Here is a 24,116-nt window from a genome sequence, read left to right as displayed (position 1 = left end):
TCGGGGTGAGGCTCGCTCCCGAGTGGGACGCGCTCGGCGGTTCGGAGCTCGAGGTGCACGAGTGGGTCATCCGGGCGGACGTGACGCTCGTGCGGCCGGTGGTCGGCACCCACTCTCAGTGGGTGCCGCGCGATCTGGCCGCGCTCGTCGCGGAGGGCCGTCGCGCTGCGGAGACGGTGCTCGCCGACTACCCCATCGTCACTCCGGCTCCTCCGCGCCAGCCGCGGGAAGATCCGCCGGAAGATGAGGAAACGCCTGGGCCACTGCGGGGTATCGCACGGTTCCTGCATCGGTATTGAGGCCGCGAGCGAGCGCCGTGTCCGCCGCCGCCGCGCGCTGCCATCCCCCCGCGAGCGCCGTGATGAACGGCAGCGTGGCGTGCGTCAGGGCAGCGGTCGCCGTCGCCCCCACTGCTCCCGGCATGTTCGCAACGCAGTAGACCTGCACCTCCCCCACCGTCAAGACGGGGTCGTCATGAGTCGTCGGACGAGACACCTCGAAGCAGCCGCCCTGGTCGATCGCGATGTCCACCATCACGGCCCCCGGGCGCATGCGCAGCACCGTGTCGCGACTCACGACCGTGGGCGCGCGGTGACCGGGAACCAGCACCGCTCCGATGACCAGATCCGCGGCGAGCACCTCCCGCTCAATGGCCGCGGGTGTCGAGACCACGGTGCGCACCGCCTCGCCATGCGCCCGTGCGAGCTCCGCCAGCCGCGCCTCGTCGAGGTCGATCACCACTGCATCGGCGCCCATGCCCACCGCCTGGGAGAGCGCTTGGGAGCCTGCCACGCCGCCGCCGATGACCACCACGCGGGCGCCCGCCACGCCAGGAGCACCCGAGATCAGCACCCCACGCCCGCCTTGCGAACTCAGCAGGTGGTGGCCGCCCTCGAGCGTCGCAAGCCGGCCGGCGATCACGCTCATCGGCGTGAGCAACGGGAGGCTGCCGTCCTCCGCCTGGACGGTGTCGTACGAGAAGGCGGTCGTCCCCGCCTGGACGAGCGCGGCCGCGAGGGGCTCGTTCGCCGCCAGATGAAGGAACGTGAACAGCACGTTCCCCCTCAAGAGCCCGTACTCGTTCTCGACCGGCTCCTTGACCTTGAGCACCAGATCAGCACCCCACGCCTCGGTCGTCGAGACGATGCTCGCACCTGCAGCCTCGTAGGCGGCGTCGGGCAGGAACGCGGCGACCCCGGCGCCACGCTCGACGAGCACCTCGTGGCCTTCGGTGACGAGCGCACGCGCGCCCTCCGGCGTGAGCGCCACGCGAGTCTCGCGGTTCTTGGTCTCCTGGGGGATGCCGATGCGCATGGCGCCTCCTCGTCTCGCGCCGCGCCTGGTGCGGGTGGACCGGGCGTCGGCGGGTACGGTCGCGGCCACGGGTCGAGGCCGGTTCCTGCGCCCCAGCCTGCTACAGCAGGAGACGAGGCGTCGGCCGACACGGCGGAGAATCAGCACGCCGTCCGGCCAGGGCCGCCACGCGCCAGGGCCCGGTCCTCATGGCTGAGCCGTATGCGGGAAGAACGTCAGTTCGACGAGCGGTAGGCGCCGGAGTTGGCCCAGTAGGAGGAGCCGTAGACTCCGAGTTCATCGGTACCGGGCTCGTACTCGAAGTGCCACGGCTCGTACTTGCTGGTCTTGGCCCAACTGGGGTTGACCCAGCCCCAGGTCCCGCCGTTCTCCTCCAGCCACGACTTCGCCGGCCCACGCGCATCACTGCTGCACAGGTCGATGGCGAGGCCCCAGCCGTGCACCGAGGTGCCGGGCGTCGCGGCGAGGAATCCACGCGAACGCTTGGTGGCGTACTGGCTCGACAGTGTGCGGTACCCGTCCGAGAGGCAGATGTCTCGCCCGAAGTCCTGGGCGAAGCGGTTGTTGAGCTCCGCGAAGGCCACGGCGGCGTCGTTGCGGAGCTGCTCGCCCTGGCCGACGTCGCAGAGCGAGTCTGCGGAGAGCTTGCCGTTGTAGCCCTCCCAGCCTTGGAGCGGGTTGCAGTCGGGGAGGTGCTGACTGACCTCGATCTGCACGGAGGTCGCGAGGATGGCGGAGGCATCGGCCTCGGGGAGCGGAAGTTCGGATTCGACGAGCTGCGGACCGCCTCCGAGCAGCGCTCGCGCCGTCGAGGGGTTCTCACCCGAGACGACTCCCGGCACGGCCTCGACGGCATCCGCGTACGGCGTCAGGGTGCCCATCACGGGGTACACGACCATGGCGAGCACGAACCCCGCGAGAACGCCGGTGCGAGTGAGCACCTTGCGGCGGCGGTGGGTCTGACGGACCTGGATCTCCTGCGTCTGCAGGAGCCGTCGCTCGCGGCGCGACGAGCGCGACGCTTGGGGCGCCGACGCATGCGCGTCAGTGCTCACACGAGCCTCCAGGTGCCATCTGAATCGAACGAGTACGGCCGACGTCGAAGCGTCGGCCTGGATCCGATTGTAACCAATTGGTAACGGAGAACGCCACCCCTCGCCTCTGTCTGATTGGTCACGCAGCCCGAAAGCGGCGACCTGCCAGGCCTTGGACGCGTATCGCGCTTCCCCGAGACCCCGTTAGCATCGAAGCACACCACGCTCACCGGAGGTCTCATGCAGCCGCGCACCATCGAGGTCGACTCGCTCACCAAGCGGTACGGGGCGATCACCGCCGTGGACGACCTGAGCTTCTCCGCACAGCCCGGTCGCGTCACCGGATTCCTCGGACCGAACGGCGCCGGCAAGTCGACCACGCTGCGCATCCTGGTGGGCCTGGTCTCCGCGACATCGGGCACCGCCCACATCGGAGGCGCGAGCTACACGAAGCAGCACCGCCCCGGCACCATCGTGGGTGCGCACTTCGAGGGCGCGTTCCACCCTGGCCGCACCGCCCTCCAGCACCTCCGCAGCTACGCGCCGCTCGTGGGCGTCGACGACGCCCGCTGCCACGAGGCTCTCGCCGCAGTCGGCATGACGGACGCCGCACGCCGGCGGGTGGGTGGATTCTCACTCGGCATGCGCCAGCGCCTTGGCCTCGCTACTGCGTTGCTCGGCCGCCCCGACGTCCTCGTGCTGGACGAGTCGGCCAACGGGCTCGACCCCGCAGGCATCAAGTGGCTGAGGTCCTTCCTGCGGTCATTCGCCGACGCCGGGGGCACGGTGCTCCTCAGCTCGCACCTGCTGAGCGAGGTCCAGCAGACCGTCGACGACGTGGTGATCATCGCGAACGGCTCTCTGCGTCACCAGTCCTCGCTCGAGGAGCTGCGGGCCCTCGCCGCACCCGGAGTCATGCTGAGGAGCCCCAGGGCCGATGCGCTCGTCGAGTTCGCCCGTACGCGCTTCCCTGACACCGCGACGGTCGAGGGCGAAGGCCAGGCCCTCATCCTGGGCACGAGTGCCGCCGAGGTGGGAGCCGCGGCGTTCGCCGACGGACTCGAGATCCACGGTCTCGAGGAGACCGGCGAGAGCCTCGAGGACGTGTTCCTCCGTTTGACCGAGACCCCTGCGACGACCGAGACCGAGGTGGCCGCATGAGCGCCGTGATCTCTTCTGAACTCCGCAAGATCAGGTCCACCCGGCTGTGGTGGGTGCTGTTGTGGTGCATGGTCGCGGGAGTGGCCTTCATGACCGCCGCGATCGGATTCTCGTACGCGTTCGCGGACGAGATCGGCGGATCCGGAGTGGAGGGCGGCGGCGCCGGCGCGGACCCTGTCGCCACAGCCCAGATCATCTACTCGCTGCCAGTGTCGTTCGGATACGTGTTCCCCGTCATGGTGGGCGCCCTCGCAGTCACGGCCGAGTTTCGCCATCGCACCATCGATACCACTCTCCTGCTGGAGCCGAGCAGAGCCAAGGTGATCGGTGCGAAGTTCATCGCCGTGATCCCCTTCGCGCTGATCTACGCGATCGTCGGCGTGTCCACCGGGGTGGCGATGGGAGCGGGAGCGCTGATGCTTGGCGGCGAACCGACCGGACTCGGCTCCGCCGACATCTGGCGCACGCTCGGCATGAGCGTCGTCGCGCTGACCGCCTGGGGGCTCGTCGGCGTGGGCTTCGGCACTGCGCTCACCAACCAGGTGGTCGTCATCGTCGTCCTGCTGGGCTGGACCCAGTTGGTCGAACCCATCGTGCGTTTCGCTCTCGCCCTCATCGAGCCGCTCGCGGGAGCCGGACGGTTCATGCCGGGTGCGGCAGGTGAGGCGATCGCAGGGGCGAGCTTCTACTCCACTGCAGGGGTGGGCGATCTGCTGGCCCCGTGGGCCGGGCTGCTCGTGCTGCTGGGGTACGCGCTTATCGCCGCGATCATCGGTTGGCTGATCACCTTCCGCAAGGACATCTCATAACGATTTGCCCAAGGAACGGGAACAGTCCACCTGTTCCGAGCGTCTAGGCTGGAGTATTGAAGAACATCGACGTCCTCTTTAGACGCATTCGCGCCAAGAAAGTGAGCGGCCCCCGACGTGTCCACCGACACCAGCGCGACAGCTACTGACCGCACGTCAGTCGCACGAGACGCCGGGGCTCCCTCGGTCGCCTCGCTCATCCTCGGTTCGAGCGCGCCCAGCGCCTCGAGCGCCTCCGAGGGCGACTCGACACCTGAAGCCCCGGCGACGACCTCCGGGTCAGCCCCGGCGACCGACTCGGCACCGGATGCCGCCACACCGGCCACCGCGTCGGACGCCGGCACCGCGAGCCCCGGCGACGAGCCCACCGCGCAGCCTGCGGCGCGCGCCGAACGCCCGGTGCCCTCACCGGGCGGCCACGAGGACGTCGATCAGCCCTCCGCGCCGACGCCCGCGCCCGCCGCAGAGCGCCGCACCGTGCCCCAGCCCCCGACACAGGAGATGCCCGTGTCGCGACAGGACTCCCCCGCATCTGCGGCATCAGCGCCCGAGCCCACGGCCGACGTCGAGCAGCTCGCCACCCAGCCGATCGCGACCGCGCAGGCACCCACCGCCGCCTACCTTCAGCGCCACGACCACAAAATGCTCGCGGCCAAGGACGTCAAGCACGGGCTCGAGCGCCTGCGTGGACCCGCCGCGCGCGTCGTCTCGAACATGGAGGCCAGCCTCGAGGTCCCCACCGCGACCTCGGTGCGCACCATTCCCGCGAAGCTCCTCATGGACAACCGGGTCGTGGTCAACAACCATCTGGCCCGCACGCGCGGCGGGAAGGTGAGCTTCACTCACCTCATCGGCTACGCGATCATCGAGGCGCTCTCCGAGCAGCCGGCGATGAACGTCTCGTTCGCCGAGGACGACGGCAAGCCCGCCATGCGCACGCCCGAGCACATCAACTTCGGCCTCGCGATCGACCTCGACAAGGGCGATGGCGTTCGCCAGCTGCTCGTGCCCAACGTCAAGGGCGTCGACAGCATGGACTTCGCGAAGTTCTGGGCCGCATACGAGTCAATCGTCCGCAAGGCACGCACCGGAGCGCTGCAGGCCGACGACTTCCAGGGCACCACGATCACGCTGACCAATCCCGGCACGATCGGCACGGTGCACTCGGTGCCTCGCCTCATGCAGGGCCAGGGCGCGATCATCGGCGTGGGCGCCATGGACTACCCCGCCGAGTACCAGGGCGCGTCGGAAGAGACCGTCGCACGGCTCGGCGTCTCGAAGGTCCTCACTCTCACGTCGACCTACGACCACCGAGTCATCCAGGGGGCGCAGTCCGGCGACTTCCTCTCCTTGGTCCACAAGAAGCTGCTGGGACTCGATGGGTTCTGGGATCGAGTGTTCGTAGCGCTGCGCGTGCCGTACGAGCCCGTGCGATGGGTCCAGGACTCGGCGACGAACGATGACGCGGAGGCGGCCAAGCCCGCGCGCATCGCCGAGCTGATCCACGCGTACCGCTCTCGCGGCCACCTCATGGCCGATGTCGACCCGCTCAGCACGCGACTGCGCAAGCACCCCGACCTCGACGTGCAGACCCACGGCCTCACGCTGTGGGATCTCGACCGGCACTACGCCACCGGCGGCTTCGGCGGCAAGAACCGCTGGAAGATGCGCGAGGTGCTGGGCCGACTGCGTGACGCGTACTGCCGCACCGTGGGCGTCGAATACATGCACATCGCGGATCGTGCCCAGCGGGCATGGCTCCAGGAGCGGCTCGAGCAGGGCTACACCAAGCCCACACGTGAGGAACACCTGCGTGTCCTGCGTCGCCTGAACGCCGCCGAGGCATTCGAGGCGTTCCTGCAGACCAAGTACGTGGGACAGAAGCGCTTCTCACTCGAAGGCGGCGAGTCGCTGATCCCGCTGCTCGACGCCGTGATGTCCTCCGCCGCCGTCGCAGGCATCCAGGAGGTCTGCATCGGCATGGCACACCGCGGGCGCCTCAACGTGCTCGCAAACCTGGCCGGCAAGTCGTACTCGCAGATCTTCAGCGAGTTCGATGGCACCGCGATCCCCGGGTCCGTCCAGGGCTCCGGCGACGTGAAGTACCACCTCGGCACCGAGGGCGTCTTCACTGCGGAGACCGGCGAGACGACCAACGTGTATCTGGCGGCCAACCCGTCTCACCTCGAGGCCGTGAACCCGGTCCTCGAGGGAATCGTGCGGGCCAAGCTCGACCAGCTGGGTGCGGACCCCGCCACCGATGGCTACCCCGTGCTCCCCGTGCTCATTCACGGCGACGCGGCCTTCGCCGGCCAGGGCGTCGTCATGGAGACGCTGAACATGGCGGGCCTGCGCGGCTTCACCACGGGCGGCACCGTCCACGTGATCATCAACAACCAGGTGGGCTTCACGACGGGGCCGGGCGACTCGCGGTCGACGCGCTACTGCACAGACATCGCCAAGGGCTTCCAGATCCCGATCTTCCACGTGAACGGCGACGACCCCGAGGCGTGCGTGCGTGCCGCGAGGCTCGCGTTCGAGTACCGCGAGGCCTTCGGACGCGACGTCATCATCGACATGGTCTGCTACCGCCGCCGCGGCCACAACGAGGGCGACGACCCGTCGATGACGCAGCCGCGCATGTACGACCTCATCGAGGCCAAGAGGTCCGTGCGCCACCTGTACACGGAGGCGCTCATCCGCCGCGGTGACATCACCACCGACGAGGCCGAATCGGTCTCGCAGGACTATCTGGCCCAGCTCGAGCGGGTGTTCATCGAGACCCGCGAGGGCTTCAAGGGCACCGAGTCCGAGTCCATCTCCGGACTGGAGCTGCCATCATCGCAGTCGTCGGACGCGGGCGTCATGGTGGGCTGGCAGACGGCCGCGACCACCGCGCAGGTCGAGCGCATCGGCGTCGCCCACACTCGCCCGCCGCAGGGATTCTCCGTCCACCCCAAGCTCGCGAAGCTCCTCGAGCGCCGTGAGCTGATGACCCGCGAGGGCGGCATCGACTGGGGCTACGGAGAACTGCTGGCGTTCGGCGCCCTGCTGCAGGAGGGCGTCCCGGTACGGCTGTCGGGACAGGACTCCCGCCGCGGAACCTTCGTGCAGCGTCACGCCGTGTTCCACGATCGCGCCACCGGCGCTGAGTGGGCCCCGTTGCTGTACCTCAGCTCGAACCAGGCGAAGCTGCACATCTACGACTCCTCGCTCAGCGAGTACGCCGTGGTGGGCTTCGAGTACGGCTACTCCGTGGAGCGGCCCGATGCGCTCACGCTGTGGGAGGCGCAGTTCGGCGACTTCGTCAACGGCGCTCAGACGATCATCGACGAGTTCATCTCCTCTGCCGAGCAGAAGTGGGGCCAGTCATCGTCGGTGGTGCTGCTGCTGCCCCACGGCTTCGAGGGTCAAGGGCCCGACCACTCGTCCGCACGGGTCGAGCGGTTCCTGCAGCTGTGCGCCGAGGACAACATGATCGCCGCCATGCCGTCCACGCCGGCCAGCTATTTCCACCTGCTGCGCCGCCAGGCGTACGACCGGCCGCGCCGGCCCCTGATCGTCTTCACACCCAAGTCGATGCTCCGGCTGCGTGCGGCACAGTCGGCGGTCGAGGACTTCACCTCCGGCACGTTCGAACCAGTCATCGCGGACACGGTCGACCCCGAGGGCGTGGACCGGGTGCTGCTCTGCGCAGGCAAGGTGTACTACGACCTCGCCGCACGGCGAGAGAAGTCCGGCGACACGTCGACCGCGATCATCCGCCTCGAGCAGCTCTACCCCCTGGACCACGACGGACTCGAGGCTGCGCTGGCCCCGTACGGCGACGCCAGCCTTGTGTGGGTCCAGGAGGAGCCGCGCAACCAAGGCGCCTGGGGCTACCTGTCGATGACGCTGCCTCCGCTGATGAAGCGCACCGTCAAGGGTGTGACACGTGCGGCGGCCGCCTCCCCCGCCTCGGGCCTGAGCTCGCGGCACCAGGAGGAGCAGGCCGACCTGGTGGATCGGGCGTTCGCGCGATGAGCAACGTCTTCTTCGTGGGCGACGAGCTCGTCGCGGGTCACGGGGACCCCAAGGCGCTGGGGTGGGCGGGACGCGTCGCCGCGCGCACGCTGCCGCTCGCTCCTCACCTGCGGTTCCACACCCTCGCCGTCCCCGGCGAGACCACCGGCGAGCTCACCAGCCGCTGGGACGAGGAGGCGCTGCGGCGCATCGGCCCCGACGGCGTCTCCGGCACCACCAACTTCGTGCTGTTCGCGATCGGCAGGCACGACCTGTCGCACGGCATCTCGCCCACCATGACGCGACTGCACCTGGCGAACACCCTCGACCGCGCATCGGCGCTGGGCTTCCGCACGATGATCGCCGGGCCGCCCCCCGTCGCCGCAGAAGACCGCCGCGCGGTCGCCGAGTACTCCGCTCTCTGCGAAGAGTCTGCCGCCCGCCGCGACGTGCCCTACATCGATATGTACGGCCCGCTCGCGCGGCACGAACAGTGGGCGACCGACATGGCCATGAGCGGCGGCGAACTGCCGCTCCAGGCCGGTTACGGGCTGATGGCGTGGCTCGTGCTGCACTCGACGTGGCACGACTGGCTGGGCATCCCCTCGTCGGCCCCCGACGCCTGACCTCCTCGGTGCGCCGACGCTGGCAGCCGGCCGCGTCGGGGTCAGACGATGACGCCCGAGTTTCGCAGCGTCACCTGGAGGTCGTGCGGACGGGTGGCGATCGCCACGGCGTCGTCCACGGACACCACACGGTCCCGCACCAGCGCGAACAGGTGCTGATCGAACGTCTGCATCTTGTAGTACTCGCCCTCGGCGATCAGGTCGGTGATGGGCGGCTGGCTCGCCGGCTCGACGATCGCCTCGGCGATGCGCCCATGGTTGACCATGATCTCTGCGGCCAGGGTGCGACCTGAGCCGTCGCCCTTGCGCACCAGGCGCTGGGACACGATGCCGCGCAGGGTCTGGGCCAACGTCGACCGCACCTGGCTCTGCTCGTGGGGCGTGAAGAAGTCGATGATGCGGTTGATCGTGTCCTGTGCGTCGACGGTATGCAGCGTCGCGAGCACCAGGTGCCCCGTCTCGGCGGCGGACAGGGCGGCGCGCACGGTCTCGATGTCGCGCATCTCGCCCACCATGATGACGTCGGGGTCCTGACGCATCGCGCCACGCAGCGCGGCGGTGAAGTCGAGAGTGTCCGAGCGCACCTCGCGCTGGGAGATGATCGCCTTCTTGTCGCTGTGGAGCACCTCGATCGGGTCCTCGATGGTGATGATGTTGACCTCGCGGTAGGTATTGATGAGGTCCACCATGGAGGCCAGCGTGGTCGTCTTTCCCGACCCGGTGGGGCCGGTGACGAGCACAAGTCCGCGCGGCTCGAGCGCGAGGTCGGCGATCACGGGCGGCAGGCCGAGGTCCTCGAACGGGGTCGCTCCCACTGCCACGCGCCTGAACACGAGGCAGTCCGTGCCGCGCGCCACATAGGCGTTGACGCGGAATCGACCCACGCCGGACAGGGAGAAGGCGAAGTCCGCCTCGTGCGTGTCACGGAACTGGGCGACGAGGTCCTCGGGCAGCACCTGCGCCACCATGTTGCGGGTGTCGGCGGGGGTCAGCGGCGGCACCTGGAGCTTGCGCAGCCGACCATCGACGCGGACCCGCGGAGCGGAGCCCACCTTGCAGTGGAGGTCGGAGCCACCCGTGGATGCGAGGGCGTGCAAGAACGGGATGACGGATACTGGCTGGTCGCTCACGGGTACTCCATCGGCACGGGTCGGTGGTCTCTTGAGCGAGGGTAGGGCCCCGGGGCATCAACGTGAAGCGCGGTGTGGGAAGATAGATAGTCGATTTCGTCAAGTCCGCGTAAGAAAGGGGGATCCCGATGAGCAAGCGAGGCCGCAAGCGCAAGGCGCGCGCCAAGGGCGGAGCCAATCACGGCAAGCGTCCCAACGCCTGAGTGATCCCACCTGACTCGGGGCCGCATCGGAGTACTCCGGTGCGGCCTTCGTCATGCCTGGCCTGCGGGGTCAGGCGCGAGTGGACCTGATGGACGCGAGGATGCGCTCGCGCAACTCCTCGGGAGCAGCGTCGCCGCCCGAGCGAGACGTCAGGTTCTTGATCTTCTCTTTGATCTTGTGCTCTGCCTCACACGGCGGGCACGTCTTCAGATGGGCGCCGATGCGGCGGAGCTCATCGTCCGAGAGCTCATCGTCGATGTATTCGAACAGGCGGTCAAGGGCCTCCTCACACTCCCTTCCGGGCATGGCACACCTCCCCACTGTCCACATTGGGGGCCGGGCGCTTGTCGTAGATCCCGCGCTCAGCCGCGTATTCTCTCAACTTCTCACGGAGCAGCTTGCGCCCCCGGTGCAGGCGAGACATCACCGTGCCCACGGGGGTATCCATGATCTCCGCGATCTCCTTGTAGGCGAACCCCTCGACGTCCGAGAGGTAGACCGCCATCCTGAAGTCTTCAGACAGCTCGGACAGTGCGCGCTTGACCTCGACGTCGCCGATCTGGTCCAGCGCCTCCTGCTCAGCGGACACGAGTCCGGAGCTGGTGTGCTCAGCCGCCGCCGCGATCTGCCAGTCCTCGACCTGTTCGGCGTCGGACAGCTTGGGCTGACGCTGCTTCTTGCGGTACGTGTTGATGAAGGCATTCGTCTGGATCCGGTACAGCCACGCCTTGAGGTTGGTGCCCATCGTGAACTTGTCCTGGGCGGCGAACGCCTTCGCGTACGTCTCCTGCACCAGGTCCTCGGCATCCGCGCCATTGCGCGTCATGCGCAGGGCGGCGGCGTACAGCTGATCCATGTACGACAGCGCCTCGGTCTCGAAGTCCAGCGCGGTCTCACTCATGAGGGGCGAGCCTACTCCAGCTTCGACGCTGCCGGTAGCGGCACTGCGGTCGCGAAGCAAGGTGGCGGTCATGCAGGTCAGAACGTTGGCGCCCGTGCCGCCATTCCCACCACGCTCACCACGTGCACCTCGCGCGAAGGTTGGTAGCGTAGGTGTCATGTTCCGAGTGCTAGCACGGCCCCTGCTCGCCACGTGGTTCGTCTACGGCGGCGTCCAGTCAGTCCTCGAGCCCCAGAAGCGAGCCGCGCGCTCGGCTCCGGTGCTCGAACCCGCCCTCAAGGAGGTGGGTCTCGACGATGTCAGCACCACTGACCTGGTCAAGGCGCACGGCATGGCGACCATCGCAGCCGCATCGATCCTCGCGCTGTCGCGCACGCCCCGCACCGCGGGATTGGTCCTTGCTGGCCTCACCGCCGCCACGGTCGCGGTCGGTCGGCCGTTCTGGCTCGAGACCGACGAGGAGCGCCGCGAGGAGCAGCTCGAGTTGTTCCTCAAGAACGTGTCGCTGTTCGGCGGCACCCTGCTCGCCGCCACGGTCGGCCACAGCCCGCGCAAGGTGAAGCGCGCCAAGGCCAAGAAGGCCAAGGTCAAGGCGAAGAAGGACGTGCTCGGCGGAGCATCGGTCACGGCCAAGAAGAAGTGAGCCTCGGCGAGACCCTCCCCGTCGGCACCGGCCCGGGCGAGGCGTGGGCGGCCCCTGCCGCGAGCGATCCCCTCGATGCACTGGTCGACGTCCCCGGCTCCAAGTCCCTCACCGCGCGCTACCTGGTGCTGGCGGCCCTGTCGGAGACCCCCGTCCGCCTCCGCGGTGGCCTGCGATCGCGCGACAGCGCGTTGATGATCGCGGCGCTCCGCAGCCTGGGCGCGTCCGTGGACGACGCTGGCGACGCCTGGACTATCACCCCCGGCCCGCTGCGCGGCGGCGCCGACGTGTTCTGCGGCCTCGCCGGAACGGTCATGCGCTTCGTGCCGCCCATGGTCCTGCTCGCGGATGGTCCGGTGTCGTTCGACGGCGACGATGCCGCCCGCGTGCGTCCCATGGCCCCGCTGTTCGATGCGCTGCGAGCGCTGGGAGCGCGCGTCGACGACGACGGCCGCGGCGCCCTTCCCTGCACCGTCACCCCGCCCGATGCGGTGGCGTCGGAGGTCGCGGTCGACGCCTCGACGTCGTCGCAGTTCGTGACGGCCCTGCTGCTGGTTGCTCCACGCCTCCCCCACGGGCTCACCATCCGCCACGTGGGCGCGCGCCTTCCGAGCCTGCCTCACATCGACATGACCTGTGCGACGCTGCGCGAGGCGGGCGTCCACATCGACCAGCCCGATGCGACCACGTGGGTGGTGCACCCGGGCCCGGTGCGCCTTCGTGACGTGCGGGTCGAGCCCGACCTGTCGAACGCCGGACCGTTCATGGCCGCGGCCCTCGTCGCGGGTGGCGAGGTGCGCATCCCGGGCTGGCCGGCCAGCACCACCCAGCCTGGCGCACTGTATCCCGAGCTGCTCGCGCGCATGGGCGGCTCGTGCTCCCTCGAGGGCGACGTCATGACCGTCCGCGGCGACGGCACCATCCGTGGGATTGAAGCCGACCTGTCCCCCGCCGGCGAGATCACGCCCACCATCGCGGCGCTGTGCTCGCTCGCGGACGGGCCGTCGCGCCTCACCGGCATCGGGCACCTGCGCGGGCACGAGACGGACCGTCTCGCGGCGATCCAGGACGAGGTCAGGCGCCTCGGCGGAGAGTGTGACGCGGGCGACGACTGGCTCGCCTTCGGCGGCATGCCCGCGGCGGGCCTCCGCCCCGCCGCCGTCGAGTCGTACGAGGACCACCGCATGGCGACGTTCGGCGCGATCGTCGGGCTCGCCGTGAACGGCACGCAGGTGATCAACGTGGGCACCACCGCCAAGACCATGCCCGAGTTCCCCGCCATGTGGAAGGCGATGCTCCGCCCGTGAGGCGTGAGTACGACGAGTCAGACGCTCGCGTGCGGCCGGGCCGGCGCGGGTCCCGTCCTCGCTCGAAGATCCGGCCGGCGCACCTCGACGCGGTCCCCGGGACCGTCGTCGGAGTGGACCGCGGCCGCCTTGCGGTCCACATGGACGACGGCGTGGCCCTGACCGCCGTGAAGGCCCGAGAACTCGGGCGCCGCGGGCTGGTGGTGGGCGACCGCGTGGGTGTGGTCGGTGACACGAGCGGCCAGGACGGCTCTCTGGCGCGCATCGTGCGACGCGAGCCGCGCGCCACCGAACTGCGCCGTACCGCCGACGACACGGACCCCACCGAGCGCGTGGTGGTCGCCAACGCCCACCAGCTGGCGATCGTCACGTCGCTCGCGGACCCCGAGCCGAATCCCCGCATGATCGACCGCTGCCTCGTGGCGGCGTTCGACGCCGGCATGGACGCGCTGCTCGTGCTCACCAAGGGCGACCTCGCCTCGGCCGATGCGCTCCGAGACTCGTACGACCCGCTCGGCGTGGCGCTGCTCACCACCACGATGACCGCGGTGGGCGAGGACCGCACGTTCACCGGCCTCGACGAGCTGCGCGAGCGGCTCCAGGGCCGGTCGACGGTGCTCGTGGGCTACTCGGGGGTGGGCAAGTCCACGCTGGTGAACGCGATCGTGCCCGAGGCGCACCGCACCACGGGAATCGTGAACGACGTCACGGGCCGGGGCCGGCACACGTCGACCTCCGCGATCGCCTTCGACCTGCCGGGTGGCGGGCGCATCATCGACACCCCCGGGATCCGGTCCTTCGGCCTCGCGCACGTCAACCCCGAGCACTTCATCGCCGCGTTCCCCGACGTGGCCGAGGCGGCAGCGGAAGGCTGTCCCCGCGGCTGCACGCACGAGTCGGAGGAGGCGGGGTGCGCGCTCGACGCGTGGGCGTCCACGCCCGATCAGCGTGCGCGAGTGGTCTCGATCCGGCGGCTGCTCGCCTCGCGCGCCGAGGGTGACGCGTGGTGATCACCGCGTACTGACCGGCCGGCCTCTCGGGCTCACGCGGTCCCGCTAGCCTGGAGCCATGCAGCCCGCCGGATCCTACGCCGCAGACCTCGCGCTCGCTCTCCGCATCGCGGACGAGGTCGACGCCCTGACCCTGCCCGCCTCGACGGGTCACCTCGAGGTCGAGCTCAAGGCAGACGACTCCCCCGTCACCGCGATCGACCGCGAGGCGGAGCGCATCATCCGTGCGCGGGTCGCCAGCGAACGACCGGCCGATGCGTTCGTGGGCGAGGAGTACGGCTCCACCTCGGGCGGCGCGCGCCAGTGGGTCGTCGATCCCATCGACGGCACCAAGAACTTCGTCCGGGGCGTCCCTGTGTGGGCGACGCTCATCGCCCTGATCGACGACGGGCTCCCCGTCATGGGCGTCGTGAGCGCCCCCGCGCTGTCACGCCGGTGGTTCGCCGCCGCCGGGGACGGCGCGTGGCGGGGCCAGAGCGTGGACTCGGCTGAGCGCATCGGCGTCTCCACGGTGGACGACCTCGCCGATGCGAGCCTCTCGTACTCCTCGCTGTCCGGCTGGGACGAGCGCGGGCTGCTGCCGGCCTTCCTCGGGCTGGCGAGCGACGCGTGGCGCACCCGTGCCTACGGCGACTTCTGGAGCTACATGCTGGTGGCGGAAGGCGTGGTCGATGCCGCGATGGAGCCCGAACTGGAGCTGTACGACATGGCGGCGCTGGTGCCCATCGTGACCGAGGCGGGCGGGCAGTTCACGTCGCTCGCGGGCGAGCCGGGGCCGTTCGGCGGGGACGCCCTCGCCACCAACGGCCGGCTGCACGCGCAGATCGCGGCCCGCCTGCAGCCCTAGGACGTCGCCAGGTCGCCGATCTCGCTCACGTCGTACCAGAGCAGGTCGCGCTCCTCGAGCCTCGCGAGCGCGTCGCGGTCGCCCTTGGCCGCCTCACGGCCGTCGACCTCCGCCTCGGGCTCGTCGACGAAGGCGCACGCCACCGCATCGGCCCTCACCCGTCCCGTGAGCGTGACTGCGGCCGGGTGCTCCCCCACCACCTGTTGGACGTCGGCACGCGGGTAGTCCACGGCGACCACCGCGCGACGGGATGCGCCCAGCTCCAGCACCGCATCGGCAGCCGCGGCGTCACGCACTTGCTCGGCCAGCAGCTCGTCGTCATCGGAGGCCGAGATGTCCAACAGGGTGGGCGTCAGCGCATAGCCGCTGCGCGGCTCCCATGTTCCGGACAGGCAGTGGCCGAGGTCCTCGACGGCGATGGGCACGTAGACGCGCATGGGTTCAGTGTCCCACCCCGGCGCTCGCGACGCGTGGATGACGCGGCGCGGCGGCGGCATCGTCCGCCGTCTGCAGACTTGCGGCGAGCGCGGCGATGGCTCGACGTGCCGGCGACCGGGGCGCGCGCTCGGCGAGGAGCTGGCCCGCGAGCGTCGCGGCGTCGCATGCCCGCGGGTCCCAGGGCACCGTCCACGTGCGTGGCACCTGCGCGAAACGCAGCAGGGCGTCGGCGACGGCTTCTTCCGGCCGGGCACCCGCAACCTCCGCGCGCACCCTGTTGACCACCACGACGGGCTCGGCTCCCACGTGCGCGCGCAGCGCGCCCAGCCCGTGGACGAGACGCTGGATGCCCAGCGGCTCCGCCGTCCCGACCGCCACCACTGTCTGTGCTCCTCTGAGCGCGCTCAGGGTCGCGGCGTTGCGTTGGGGAGCACGGGTGTCGTACGCCAGCTCCTCGTCGGTCTCGAGACCGAACCCGCAGTCGACGACCGTGACGGCCGCGGCCACCCGGGCGGCACGCCACACCTCGTCGAGCGCCGGTCCTGACAGCTCTGGCCAGCGCTCAGGGCGCGTGACACCGGTCAGGACTCGCAGGCGCGGCGCCACCTCGAGTGCGTAGTGGTCGATCGTCGAGGAATCGACGACGCCATGGTGGGCGGCTCGCGCGACGGCCGCCACACCCGGGGCCTCGTCCATGAGCCCGCAGGCCTGGGCAACGGCACCGCCGTAGGTGTCGACATCCACCAGCAGCGTCGCCGCACCCTGACGTGCGAACTCCCCCGCGAGGTTGACCGCCACGGTGGTGCGGCCGGGGGCGCCGGTGGGCCCCCACACCGCAATGACCGGGCCCTCTCGCACCGCAGTGGCGCGCCCGGCGCCCGTCACACCGGGAGCACGGGGAGCAGGCGCTTGCGGCATCAGCACGCTCAGGGCACGCTGAACCGCCGCGACGAGAGCGTCGTCCGCCGCTTGCGGCGCAACCACCTCGCCGATGCCGATGAGGGATAGCGCCTCGGCCGCCCTTGGAGTCGTGGGCACGCCCACCACTGCGACGCCGATCCTCGCCAGCTCGACGAGCACCGTGCGCGTCAGATGAGGCTGGTCCGACACCACGACGACCGAACCCACACCTGCATCGGCTGCGGCGGTCGCCTCCGCCAGATCCGCGCATCGGCGCACGACCCTCAGTCCGGCCGAGCCGTCGATCACCTGCGCGACACGCGCCTCCATCTGACCCGCGACCGCAATGATCACGCCAGGCGCCGCCATCACGAACCTCCAGCGAGCCCGACCACCGAGACCTCGCCACCCGTCGCAAGCGCCTCGAGGAAGTCCTCCAGCCCGGTGCGCGGCACGACGACGTAGACCGTCTCGCCTCCGCCGGCACCGAACGCGCCGTCGTCATTGTCCAGGTCCGCCACCACGAGTCCGTCGCCCACCAGACTGCTGTGAGCCTCGCCCTCGCCGTCGGCGTGGGTCACCCACACGTCGACCGAGGAACCGGGACGCACATCTGCCGCCACCGGAGACGTCGTGACGACGGCCACGGGTCGCCCGTCGAACTCGTCCGGGCTGGCGAGCGCTCGGGCAGGGATCAACTCGCCCTCTTCCACCACCCTGGTCACCACCTGACCCCAGGGCTCTGTGTCACCGGCTCCGTCGGCCGTGATGTAGGCGCCCTCCCCCACCCGCACATGAGCGACGGCGAGGTCGTCGGCCCCGAGGACCATCCCGGGAGTGAGCGTCGCGTGCGCGACGTAGTGCGGTGTGGTGCGGTCCGCCGCGTTCACGATGCCTGACACGCCGACGATCGCCACGGCGATCAGCAGCAGCCCGATGAGCAGGCGTGGGTCCTTCCACCCGGGGCGTCGCAGTCGACCCGCGACAGGTGCCCGTTCGTCCATAGCCTTTCCCCCCTGGTACACGGCTTCAGGCATAGCCTGCCCCGTCGCGACGCATCTCACAAGGGCCTGTGGAAACGCCCGAAGGAAAGCCGGCACCGTGCCACAATGGCGCCATGGCGCCCCGTTTCCTCAAGATCGAGGACGTGCAGGAGATCCTGAACGTCTCCTCGCAGCAGGCCTACGCACTCGTGCGCTCCGGCGATCTGCCCGCCATCCAAGTGGGCGGGCGCGGCATCTGGCGCATCGAGGCGAGCGAACTCGAGTCGTACATCGAGCGTCAGTACGCCGCGACGCGCGAGAGGACGAGCCAGCCCCGCTCCGCTGCCGAGTCCTAGGAGGACGCCACCTCCACGATGCCCGCAATGGGCACCGCCACGCGGTGCCGGTGGTGAACGTCGGTCATGAGCTCGATGTGATCCGCGTACACCGCCGCAATGACGCCATGCGTCTCGCCCCCTCGCGTCCGAACCCGCACGCGGGCGCGATCACGGCTGAGAGCACGCAGCGCATGTGAGATGCCGAGCCTGCGCTCGACTTCGGTGACGTGATGCGCGGCTCCGCTCAGACCACTGATGGAAGCGATGGAGGACATCGGCACCAGGTGCTCCCGCGCACCCTCATCGACCAGCAGCACCCACGCATGCGCGGAGTCAGTCACCACGCCGAGAAGCACTTCTCCATCACTCAGCACCACCGAGACGCTCGTCCCCTGCGCCCCCGCGATCCGGGCCGGAAGGTCGACCGCGGCTCGCTCGCCCCGCGTGCGTTCGGAGACCTCCGCTCGCCAGTCATGGTCGTGCGCCGCAGCCATCTGTCCCTCGAGGTCGTCGAACAAGGCATCCCAGCGCATGTGCACACGCTACGGGGTGAGCGCTGTCCACAGCCAGCACTGACCTCCGGTAGACGCCAGAGCGGCATCGTTGTATATCTACCATTATCAAACTGCATCAAACGCTATCGAAGAGGTGTGACATGGAGATCAGGACGACACGGCGAGCGCGCGGACATCGGGGAGCGTTCGCGGCGCGCGAAGCCGCGGCGAGGGCGGGCGCGATGGCCGCGTTGGCGGCGACTCCCGTCCTCGCATGGGCGCTCGCCGTCGCCACGTGGGACTCAGGAAGCGCGATCGCCGCCGGGCTATCGCGGGCGCCGTCGATGGCGCTCGCTCCCCTGACTCTCGGCGAGGGAGTCGCCGTGGTGGCAGGCGCTGGCGGCGCTGCGGTCGCGGCTCATCTCAGCGTCATGTCGCTCGTCCTCGTCGTCGCGCCGCGGCACTCGCGCGTGCGCCGGGCCGCACTGCGACTCACTCCCGGAGCATGGAGGCGCGTGGTGTCCATCGCCGCCACCGGGGCGCTGTCGGCGGGTCTTGCGCTCCCGGCGGGCGCCACGCCTGGCGACTCCGACGCCGGGTGGATTCCAGAGCCGATCGCCCCCCGCTCGAGCCTCGTGGAGCCTCCCGTGTCGCACCCGGTGCTGCCGCCTCCCGTGGGCCGTGAGGGACAGCCAGCGGCGGCTCCCGAGTCTGGCGGATCCGAGACTCCGACCACCGCAGCGCCGGCTGACCGCTCGCGGGATCGGCTCCACGTCGTGGCCCCAGGAGACTCGCTGTGGTCCATCACGGCCGACGCGATCGACGGGGGGCTCCACGACGGGTCCATCAGCCGCGACGCAGGAGCCATCGCGGCGGCATGGCCACAGCTCTACGAGGCGAATCGCGAGACGGTAGGCACCGATCCCTCTTTGATCCACCCCGGCCAGGAACTCACCATCCCCCCGGGGTGGGAGCGATGAGCGCCGCAAGCCTCCCCGCGCCCCAGGGCGGTGCCCGTGCGCCGGGGTTCACCTCGGCGCCGCCGCCGCCCAGCCCTGTGCCCTACGGCCGGGAGCGACGGGTTCTCGGCGACCCGGCGCCGCTCGCCTGCACGGTCGCCAAGGCGGTCATGGAAGCCCTGCTGGGCGGACCGGCACTGGACCCCTATGTGCGTTGGATCGCACCTGCGGTGTTCGGTCAGGTGGCTCGGCAGCGCTCCCTTGCTCGCCGAGCGGGCCTCGCTCGCTCGCACCCCGTCGGCGTGCGTCGGGCACGCGTGTTCCGGGTGTCGCGGGACGCGGCGGAGGTCTCGATCGTCGTCGACGACGGAGACCACTGCCGAGCCATCGCCATGCGACTCGAAGACGTGACGGGCCGCTGGCTCGTCACCGAGATGCACGTGGGTTGAGGCTCAAGCCTCGTTCTTGCCGTGGCACATCTTGTACTTCTTGCCTGAGCCGCACGGGCACGGGGCGTTCTTCGCGGTGCCCGGGAACGTCGCGCCGTCGTCGGAGGGCTTGTCGCCCGCCTTGGGCCCCGACTTCTTGACCTCGCCCGTGCCGTCGTCCGAGGGGCCCGAATACGTGAGCGCACCCATGTTGGACTGCATCATGGCGCCGGGCGTGGCCGAGGCGACGCCCCGGCGCTGACCCGCCTGTGGGCCCGCTGCCTGCGCTCCCGCGGTCGCCTGCGCGACGTTCGGGGAGCCCGCGGCGGTCGCTGCGGCGGAAGCGGCCGTGACCTCGCCCGCCGCCGGCTCCTTGACGCGCTTCTCGACCCGGTACAGCACCTGCAGCGACTGCTCCTTGATCGAGTCCGTCATAGCCTCGAACAGCTGGAAGCCCTCGCGCTGATACTCGGTGAGGGGGTCGCGCTGGCCCATGGCCCGCAGCCCGATGCCCTCCTTGAGGTAGTCCATCTCGTACAGGTGCTCGCGCCACTTCGCGTCGAGCACCTGCATGACGACCTGGCGCTCGACGGTACGGGTGAGGTCGGCGCCCAGGCGCTCCTCCACGGCCTCGTACTGGACCTTCGCGTCGGCGGTGAGTTCCCGCGTCAGGAACGCGCCCGAGAGCTGACTGACGCCTCCCGCCTCCTCCACGAGCTCGTCCGTGGTGAGCGAGACCGGGTAGATGGTGCGGAGGTCCTTCCAGAGCGCGTCGAGGTCCCAGTCCTCGGGACTGCCCACGGCGGTGCCAGCGCGCACGTAGGCACCGACGATGTCGTCGATGAACGTCATGACCTGGTCGCGGAAGTCCTCGCCGTCGAGCACGCGACGCCGCTCGGAGTAGATGACGCTGCGCTGAGAACTCATCACGTCGTCGTACTTGAGGATGTTCTTGCGAATCTCCGCGTTCCGGCCTTCGATCTGGGCCTGCGCCGAGCGCACGCCGCGCGTCAGCACCTTCGACTCGATAGGCATATCGTCGGGCAGCGCCGACGAATTCATCATCGTCGCGGCCAGTCCCGACTGGAACATGCGCATGAGGTCGTCCTCGAGCGACAGGTAGAACCGGGACTCGCCGGGGTCGCCCTGACGGCCCGAGCGGCCGCGAAGCTGGTTGTCGATGCGTCGCGACTCGTGGCGCTCGGTGCCGAGCACGTAGAGTCCGCCCGCGGCGAGCACCTCCTCGTGCTCAGTGGCGACGGCGGCCTGTGCCTCCTCGAACACGCCGTCCCACACGCGCTCGTACTCCTCTGGCTGCTCCTGCGGGTCCAGGCCGCGGTCCGACATCTCCTGCACGGCCCGGAACTCGGGGTTGCCGCCGAGCATGATGTCGGTGCCGCGCCCGGCCATGTTCGTGGCGACGGTCACGGCGCCCTTGCGGCCCGCCTCGGCGACGATGGCCGCCTCGCGCTCGTGCTGCTTCGCGTTCAGGACGGAGTGCTGGATCCCGTGCTTGCGCAGCTCGGCGCTCAGCCGCTCCGACTTCTCGACGGAGACGGTGCCGACCAGCACCGGCTGGCCCTTCTCGTGGCGCGCGAGGATGTCCTCGATCACTGCGTCGAACTTCGCCTGCTCGGTCTTGTACAGCAGGTCCGACTTGTCCTCGCGGATCATCGGCATGTTGGTGGGGATCGGCACCACGCCCATCCCGTATGTCGCGTTGAGCTCGGACGCCTCGGTCTGGGCCGTTCCGGTCATGCCGGCGAGCTTGTCGTACTGACGGAAGTAGTTCTGCAGCGTGATGGACGCGTAGGTCTGATTCTCGGCCTTGACCTCGACGCCCTCCTTCGCCTCGATGGCCTGGTGGAGCCCCTCGGAGTAGCGGCGGCCGCGCAGCAATCGGCCGGTGTGCTCGTCGACGATGTCGACCTCGCCGTTCTGCACCACGTAGTCGCGGTCGCGGCGGAACAGCTCCTTGGCCTTCACCGCGTTGTTGAGGAAGCCGATCAGGGGCGTGTTGGCGGGGTCGTAGAGGTTCTCGATGCCCAGGGCCTTCTCGACCTTGTCGATGCCCGGCTCGAGCATGCCGACGGCCTTCTTCTTCTCCTCGACCTCGTAGTCCTCGTCGATGACGAGCGACGCCGCGATCCGGGTGAACTCCGTGTACCACTTGAGATTGTCGCCCTGCGAGGGCCCCGAGATGATGAGCGGGGTGCGCGCCTCGTCGATGAGGATCGAGTCGACCTCGTCGACGATCGCGAAGTGGTAGCCGCGGTGCACCAGGGAGTTCGGGTCCAGCGCCATGTTGTCGCGCAGGTGGTCGAAGCCGAACTCGTTGTTGGTGCCGTACGTGATGTCGGCCGCGTACTGGGCCTTGCGGTCCTGGGGGGACATCCCCGACAGGATGCAGCCGGTCTCCATCCCGAGGAACCGGAACACCCGGCCCATCAGCTCGGACTGGTAGCTCGCGAGGTAGTCGTTGACCGTGACGACGTGGACGCCGTTGCCCGTGATCGCGTTGAGGTAGGCCGGGAGGGTCGCGACGAGGGTCTTGCCCTCACCGGTCTTCATCTCGGCGATGTCACCGAAGTGCAGCGCCGCACCACCCATGACCTGGACGTCGAAGTGCCGCAGGCCGAGGGTCCGGCGCGATGCCTCACGGACGGCCGCGAACGCCTCGGGCATGATCGCGTCGAGACTCTCGCCGCCTTCGAAGCGGGTGCGGAACTCGGGAGTGAGGCTCTTCAGCTCGTCGTCCGAGAGCTCCTGGTAGGCGTCCTCCATGGCGTTCGTCAAGGTGACGATCCTGCCGAGACGTCGCAGCACGCGGCCCTCGCCCATGCGGACGACACGATCGAGAATTGACACGTAGCTCTCCTTGCGGTTCGGATCCGTCAACCATCGTAGGGCGTCAGTGCAGGGTCGCTGGTTCGTCTCGCTGTGGGCGCAACAGCACGACGGCCGATGCGAGGGCCGCCCCTCCGAGCAGCCCCCAGGGGCCGATGCGCTCGACGAAGATCAGCGCGCCGAGCACGGCGGCGACGAGCGGCTCCAGCAGCGCGACCACGGTCGCGACGAACGGCGGCACCGTCCGGAGGCCGGAGAGGTACGCGAGATACGCGAGCGCGGTGGACACGACGCCGAGCACCAGCGCATACCCCCACGGGGCGGCCCCCTGGGGCACTCCCCACCCGACCAGCGCGGCGACCGGCACCAGCATCAGCCCGCCTGCGCTGAAGGCGAGCGCCGTGAGGCGCGCCGCGCCGAGCCCAGGGACCGGAGCGCGGTTGACCACCGTCACCCCGGCGAAGACGGCACCGGTGGCGATCGCCAGCGCCACGCCCGCGAGCGCGCGGTCGTCGGCGTCCACGGACGAGCCCAGCAGCGCGACCAGACCGGCGAGAGCGATCACCAGCGCGAGCGCGCGGCGAGCGTCCGGGCGGTCTCCGCGCCGTGCCCAGTCCCACAGCACCACCCACGCGGGCGCGCAGCCAATCGCCACGAGCGTCGCGAGACCCACCCCGGCGAGTGCGATGCTCGTGAAGTACAGCACCTCGAAGGCGGCGATCATCGCTCCCGTGGTGACGAGGCGCCGGAGCATCGGCACGGTGAGGGACCGGGGACGCACCGCTCCGCGCGCAGCCAGCCACAGCGTCAGCGTTGCGCCGGCGACGAGCATGCGCCACATCGCCACCGAGGCGGCCGGAATCTGGCCGTCATCGGCCAGCAGCGTCCCGAGCACCCCTCCCGTCCCCCACAGTGCGGCGGCGAGGAGGACGAGCAGAAAGTCGCGGGTGCGCACGCTCGGAGACTACCGGGAGACCCCGGTGCTCCGGCGTGCGCGCCCGCGACGATTCCGTGTCGTCAGGCGGTCAGGCGGTCTCGCGCTGAGCGTCCTCGTCGTCGGCGGTCTCCTCGATACGGATCACGCCATAGGTCCAGCCGCGCCTGCGGTACACCGCAGAAGCGAGACCGGAGTCGGAGTCGAGGAACAGGTAGAAGTCGTGCCCGACGAGCTCCATCTGATCGATGGCGTCGGCCACGGACATGCGCGTCGCACTGTGGGTCTTGGAGCGGATCACGATCGGCGTGCCATCGATGGGCACCTCGACTGTCGACCCCTCGGGGGCGCCATCCCACGATTCGACGCTCTCGACTCGTTCGCCGTCCCGCGGGGCGCCGTGCTCGGTGGTGGTGCCGGCCTGCTCGGCGGCTGCCATGTCCTGAGCGACCACCGCGTGGAGCGACGGCTTGCCCTTGTGACGGTTCGCGCGGCGCTCGTGCTGTCGGCGCAGCTGCTCCACGATGCGTGCGGTCGCAAGGTCCAGCGCGGCCATTCGGTCGTCGGCGGCGGCCTCGGCCCGAATCACGCCGTGATCGTGGAGCGTGATCTCCACGCGTTCGCGCTCTCCGGACAGCCGGGGGTTCCGTTCGTGTACCACGTTGATCTCTGCGCGCGTGGCTCTGGGGGCGAGCGACTCGACCTTCTCCATCTTCTCGAAGATCTTCAGGCGCGTGTCTTCGGAGACCTTCGTGTGGCGTCCGACGATCGCAATGTCCATGGTGAAACTCCTCCGGGTCAGCGTTA

24 protein-coding genes are annotated in these 24,116 nt (G+C 69.9%); 12 read left to right on the top strand and 12 right to left on the bottom strand.

Annotation, left to right across the window (positions count from 1 at the left end; translation table 11 throughout):
- Window positions 1–198: 198 nt before the first annotated feature.
- Window positions 199–1,314, bottom strand: a complete 1,116-nt coding sequence (gene ald, locus AOP72_RS02750) for an alanine dehydrogenase (protein ID WP_062132057.1) — start codon at window positions 1,312–1,314, stop codon at window positions 199–201.
- Window positions 1,315–1,529: 215 nt separating this feature from the next.
- Window positions 1,530–2,369, bottom strand: coding sequence for a M15 family metallopeptidase (locus tag AOP72_RS02745; RefSeq protein WP_062132055.1), 840 nt, complete (start codon window positions 2,367–2,369; stop codon window positions 1,530–1,532).
- Window positions 2,370–2,588: 219 nt separating this feature from the next.
- Here AOP72_RS02745 and AOP72_RS02740 point away from each other — a divergent pair, with 219 nt between their 5' ends.
- The 4 genes from AOP72_RS02740 to AOP72_RS02725 all read left to right on the top strand — a co-directional run bounded on the left by AOP72_RS02740 (window position 2,589) and on the right by AOP72_RS02725 (window position 8,946).
- On the top strand, window positions 2,589–3,509 hold the full coding sequence (locus AOP72_RS02740) for an ATP-binding cassette domain-containing protein (protein WP_062132053.1): 921 nt from the start codon (window positions 2,589–2,591) through the stop codon (window positions 3,507–3,509).
- Complete coding sequence (locus AOP72_RS02735) at window positions 3,506–4,318, top strand: ABC transporter permease (protein ID WP_062132051.1); 813 nt, start codon at window positions 3,506–3,508, stop codon at window positions 4,316–4,318. Before AOP72_RS02740 ends, AOP72_RS02735 begins: the two co-directional genes overlap by 4 nt.
- A 117-nt stretch (window positions 4,319–4,435) precedes the next feature.
- A complete protein-coding gene (locus tag AOP72_RS02730) occupies window positions 4,436–8,341 on the top strand; it encodes a multifunctional oxoglutarate decarboxylase/oxoglutarate dehydrogenase thiamine pyrophosphate-binding subunit/dihydrolipoyllysine-residue succinyltransferase subunit (RefSeq protein ID WP_238581587.1) in 3,906 nt (1,301 codons plus the stop codon).
- Window positions 8,338–8,946, top strand: a complete 609-nt coding sequence (locus AOP72_RS02725) for a GDSL-type esterase/lipase family protein (protein WP_062132048.1) — start codon at window positions 8,338–8,340, stop codon at window positions 8,944–8,946. The genes AOP72_RS02730 and AOP72_RS02725 overlap by 4 nt, the downstream gene beginning before the upstream one ends.
- A 41-nt stretch (window positions 8,947–8,987) precedes the next feature.
- On the opposite strand, the gene AOP72_RS02720 is transcribed toward AOP72_RS02725, so the two are convergent.
- On the bottom strand, window positions 8,988–10,076 hold the full coding sequence (locus AOP72_RS02720) for a type IV pilus twitching motility protein PilT (protein ID WP_062132045.1): 1,089 nt from the start codon (window positions 10,074–10,076) through the stop codon (window positions 8,988–8,990).
- Between the two features lie 128 nt (window positions 10,077–10,204).
- Between AOP72_RS02720 and AOP72_RS13950 the strand changes: the two genes are divergently transcribed.
- A complete protein-coding gene (locus AOP72_RS13950; protein WP_371327667.1) occupies window positions 10,205–10,279 on the top strand; it encodes a 50S ribosomal protein bL37 in 75 nt (24 codons plus the stop codon).
- 70 nt (window positions 10,280–10,349) lie between these two features.
- Here the strand turns inward: AOP72_RS13950 and rsrA are convergent, their stop codons facing one another.
- Window positions 10,350–10,586, bottom strand: a complete 237-nt coding sequence (gene rsrA, locus AOP72_RS02715) for a mycothiol system anti-sigma-R factor (protein WP_152650224.1) — start codon at window positions 10,584–10,586, stop codon at window positions 10,350–10,352.
- A complete protein-coding gene (locus AOP72_RS02710) occupies window positions 10,567–11,253 on the bottom strand; it encodes a sigma-70 family RNA polymerase sigma factor (protein ID WP_193746338.1) in 687 nt (228 codons plus the stop codon). Before AOP72_RS02710 ends, rsrA begins: the two co-directional genes overlap by 20 nt.
- A gap of 85 nt (window positions 11,254–11,338) precedes the next feature.
- Between AOP72_RS02710 and AOP72_RS02705 the strand changes: the two genes are divergently transcribed.
- From AOP72_RS02705 to AOP72_RS02690, 4 genes are read left to right on the top strand one after another with little or no spacing between them, the layout of a single operon-like run.
- Window positions 11,339–11,824, top strand: coding sequence for a hypothetical protein (locus AOP72_RS02705; RefSeq protein ID WP_062132039.1), 486 nt, complete (start codon window positions 11,339–11,341; stop codon window positions 11,822–11,824).
- Entirely contained in the window at window positions 11,821–13,131 is a 1,311-nt protein-coding gene (aroA, locus tag AOP72_RS02700) for a 3-phosphoshikimate 1-carboxyvinyltransferase (protein ID WP_062132036.1), read from the top strand. The genes AOP72_RS02705 and aroA overlap by 4 nt, the downstream gene beginning before the upstream one ends.
- Window positions 13,128–14,141, top strand: a complete 1,014-nt coding sequence (gene rsgA / locus AOP72_RS02695; RefSeq protein ID WP_062136735.1) for a ribosome small subunit-dependent GTPase A — start codon at window positions 13,128–13,130, stop codon at window positions 14,139–14,141. Before aroA ends, rsgA begins: the two co-directional genes overlap by 4 nt.
- Window positions 14,142–14,199: 58 nt before the next feature.
- A complete protein-coding gene (locus tag AOP72_RS02690; protein ID WP_062132033.1) occupies window positions 14,200–14,988 on the top strand; it encodes an inositol monophosphatase family protein in 789 nt (262 codons plus the stop codon).
- Here AOP72_RS02690 and AOP72_RS02685 read toward each other — a convergent pair.
- The 3 genes from AOP72_RS02685 to AOP72_RS13500 are packed head-to-tail and all read right to left on the bottom strand — an operon-like array spanning window position 14,985 to window position 17,330.
- A complete protein-coding gene (locus tag AOP72_RS02685; protein ID WP_062132030.1) occupies window positions 14,985–15,425 on the bottom strand; it encodes a DUF6912 family protein in 441 nt (146 codons plus the stop codon). The two genes, AOP72_RS02690 and AOP72_RS02685, sit on opposite strands and share 4 nt — an antisense overlap.
- Before the next feature lie 4 nt (window positions 15,426–15,429).
- Window positions 15,430–16,695, bottom strand: a complete 1,266-nt coding sequence (locus tag AOP72_RS02680) for a CpaE/TadZ family protein (RefSeq protein ID WP_062132027.1) — start codon at window positions 16,693–16,695, stop codon at window positions 15,430–15,432.
- Entirely contained in the window at window positions 16,695–17,330 is a 636-nt protein-coding gene (locus AOP72_RS13500) for a CpaB family protein (protein ID WP_062132024.1), read from the bottom strand. The genes AOP72_RS02680 and AOP72_RS13500 overlap by 1 nt, the downstream gene beginning before the upstream one ends.
- 113 nt (window positions 17,331–17,443) lie before the next feature.
- Here AOP72_RS13500 and AOP72_RS02670 point away from each other — a divergent pair, with 113 nt between their 5' ends.
- Window positions 17,444–17,665 carry a helix-turn-helix domain-containing protein gene (locus AOP72_RS02670; protein ID WP_062132022.1) on the top strand — a complete coding sequence of 74 codons (222 nt, stop codon included), beginning with the start codon at window positions 17,444–17,446 and terminating at the stop codon, window positions 17,663–17,665.
- Here AOP72_RS02670 and AOP72_RS02665 read toward each other — a convergent pair.
- Window positions 17,662–18,180: a hypothetical protein gene (locus tag AOP72_RS02665; RefSeq protein ID WP_062132019.1), complete on the bottom strand. Its 519-nt coding sequence runs from the start codon at window positions 18,178–18,180 to the stop codon at window positions 17,662–17,664. The two genes, AOP72_RS02670 and AOP72_RS02665, sit on opposite strands and share 4 nt — an antisense overlap.
- Before the next feature lie 122 nt (window positions 18,181–18,302).
- Between AOP72_RS02665 and AOP72_RS13180 the strand changes: the two genes are divergently transcribed.
- Window positions 18,303–19,121: a LysM peptidoglycan-binding domain-containing protein gene (locus AOP72_RS13180; protein WP_084631175.1), complete on the top strand. Its 819-nt coding sequence runs from the start codon at window positions 18,303–18,305 to the stop codon at window positions 19,119–19,121.
- The gene (locus AOP72_RS02655; protein WP_152650221.1) at window positions 19,118–19,549 is read left to right on the top strand and encodes an Rv3235 family protein; all 432 of its coding nucleotides are present in this window, start codon (window positions 19,118–19,120) and stop codon (window positions 19,547–19,549) included. The genes AOP72_RS13180 and AOP72_RS02655 overlap by 4 nt, the downstream gene beginning before the upstream one ends.
- 3 nt (window positions 19,550–19,552) lie before the next feature.
- On the opposite strand, the gene secA is transcribed toward AOP72_RS02655, so the two are convergent.
- The 3 genes from secA to hpf all read right to left on the bottom strand — a co-directional run bounded on the left by secA (window position 19,553) and on the right by hpf (window position 24,090).
- Complete coding sequence (gene secA, locus AOP72_RS02650; protein WP_062132013.1) at window positions 19,553–22,369, bottom strand: preprotein translocase subunit SecA; 2,817 nt, start codon at window positions 22,367–22,369, stop codon at window positions 19,553–19,555.
- A gap of 70 nt (window positions 22,370–22,439) precedes the next feature.
- The gene (locus AOP72_RS02645; RefSeq protein ID WP_084631171.1) at window positions 22,440–23,330 is read right to left on the bottom strand and encodes a DMT family transporter; all 891 of its coding nucleotides are present in this window, start codon (window positions 23,328–23,330) and stop codon (window positions 22,440–22,442) included.
- Window positions 23,331–23,400: 70 nt separating this feature from the next.
- The gene (gene hpf, locus AOP72_RS02640) at window positions 23,401–24,090 is read right to left on the bottom strand and encodes a ribosome hibernation-promoting factor, HPF/YfiA family (protein WP_062132010.1); all 690 of its coding nucleotides are present in this window, start codon (window positions 24,088–24,090) and stop codon (window positions 23,401–23,403) included.
- Window positions 24,091–24,116: the final 26 nt, after the last annotated feature.

It is taken from the genome of Demequina aestuarii (assembly GCF_000975095.1).
GTDB lineage: Bacteria > Actinomycetota > Actinomycetes > Actinomycetales > Demequinaceae > Demequina > Demequina aestuarii.
This window is presented reverse-complemented; position numbering and strand designations above follow the sequence as displayed.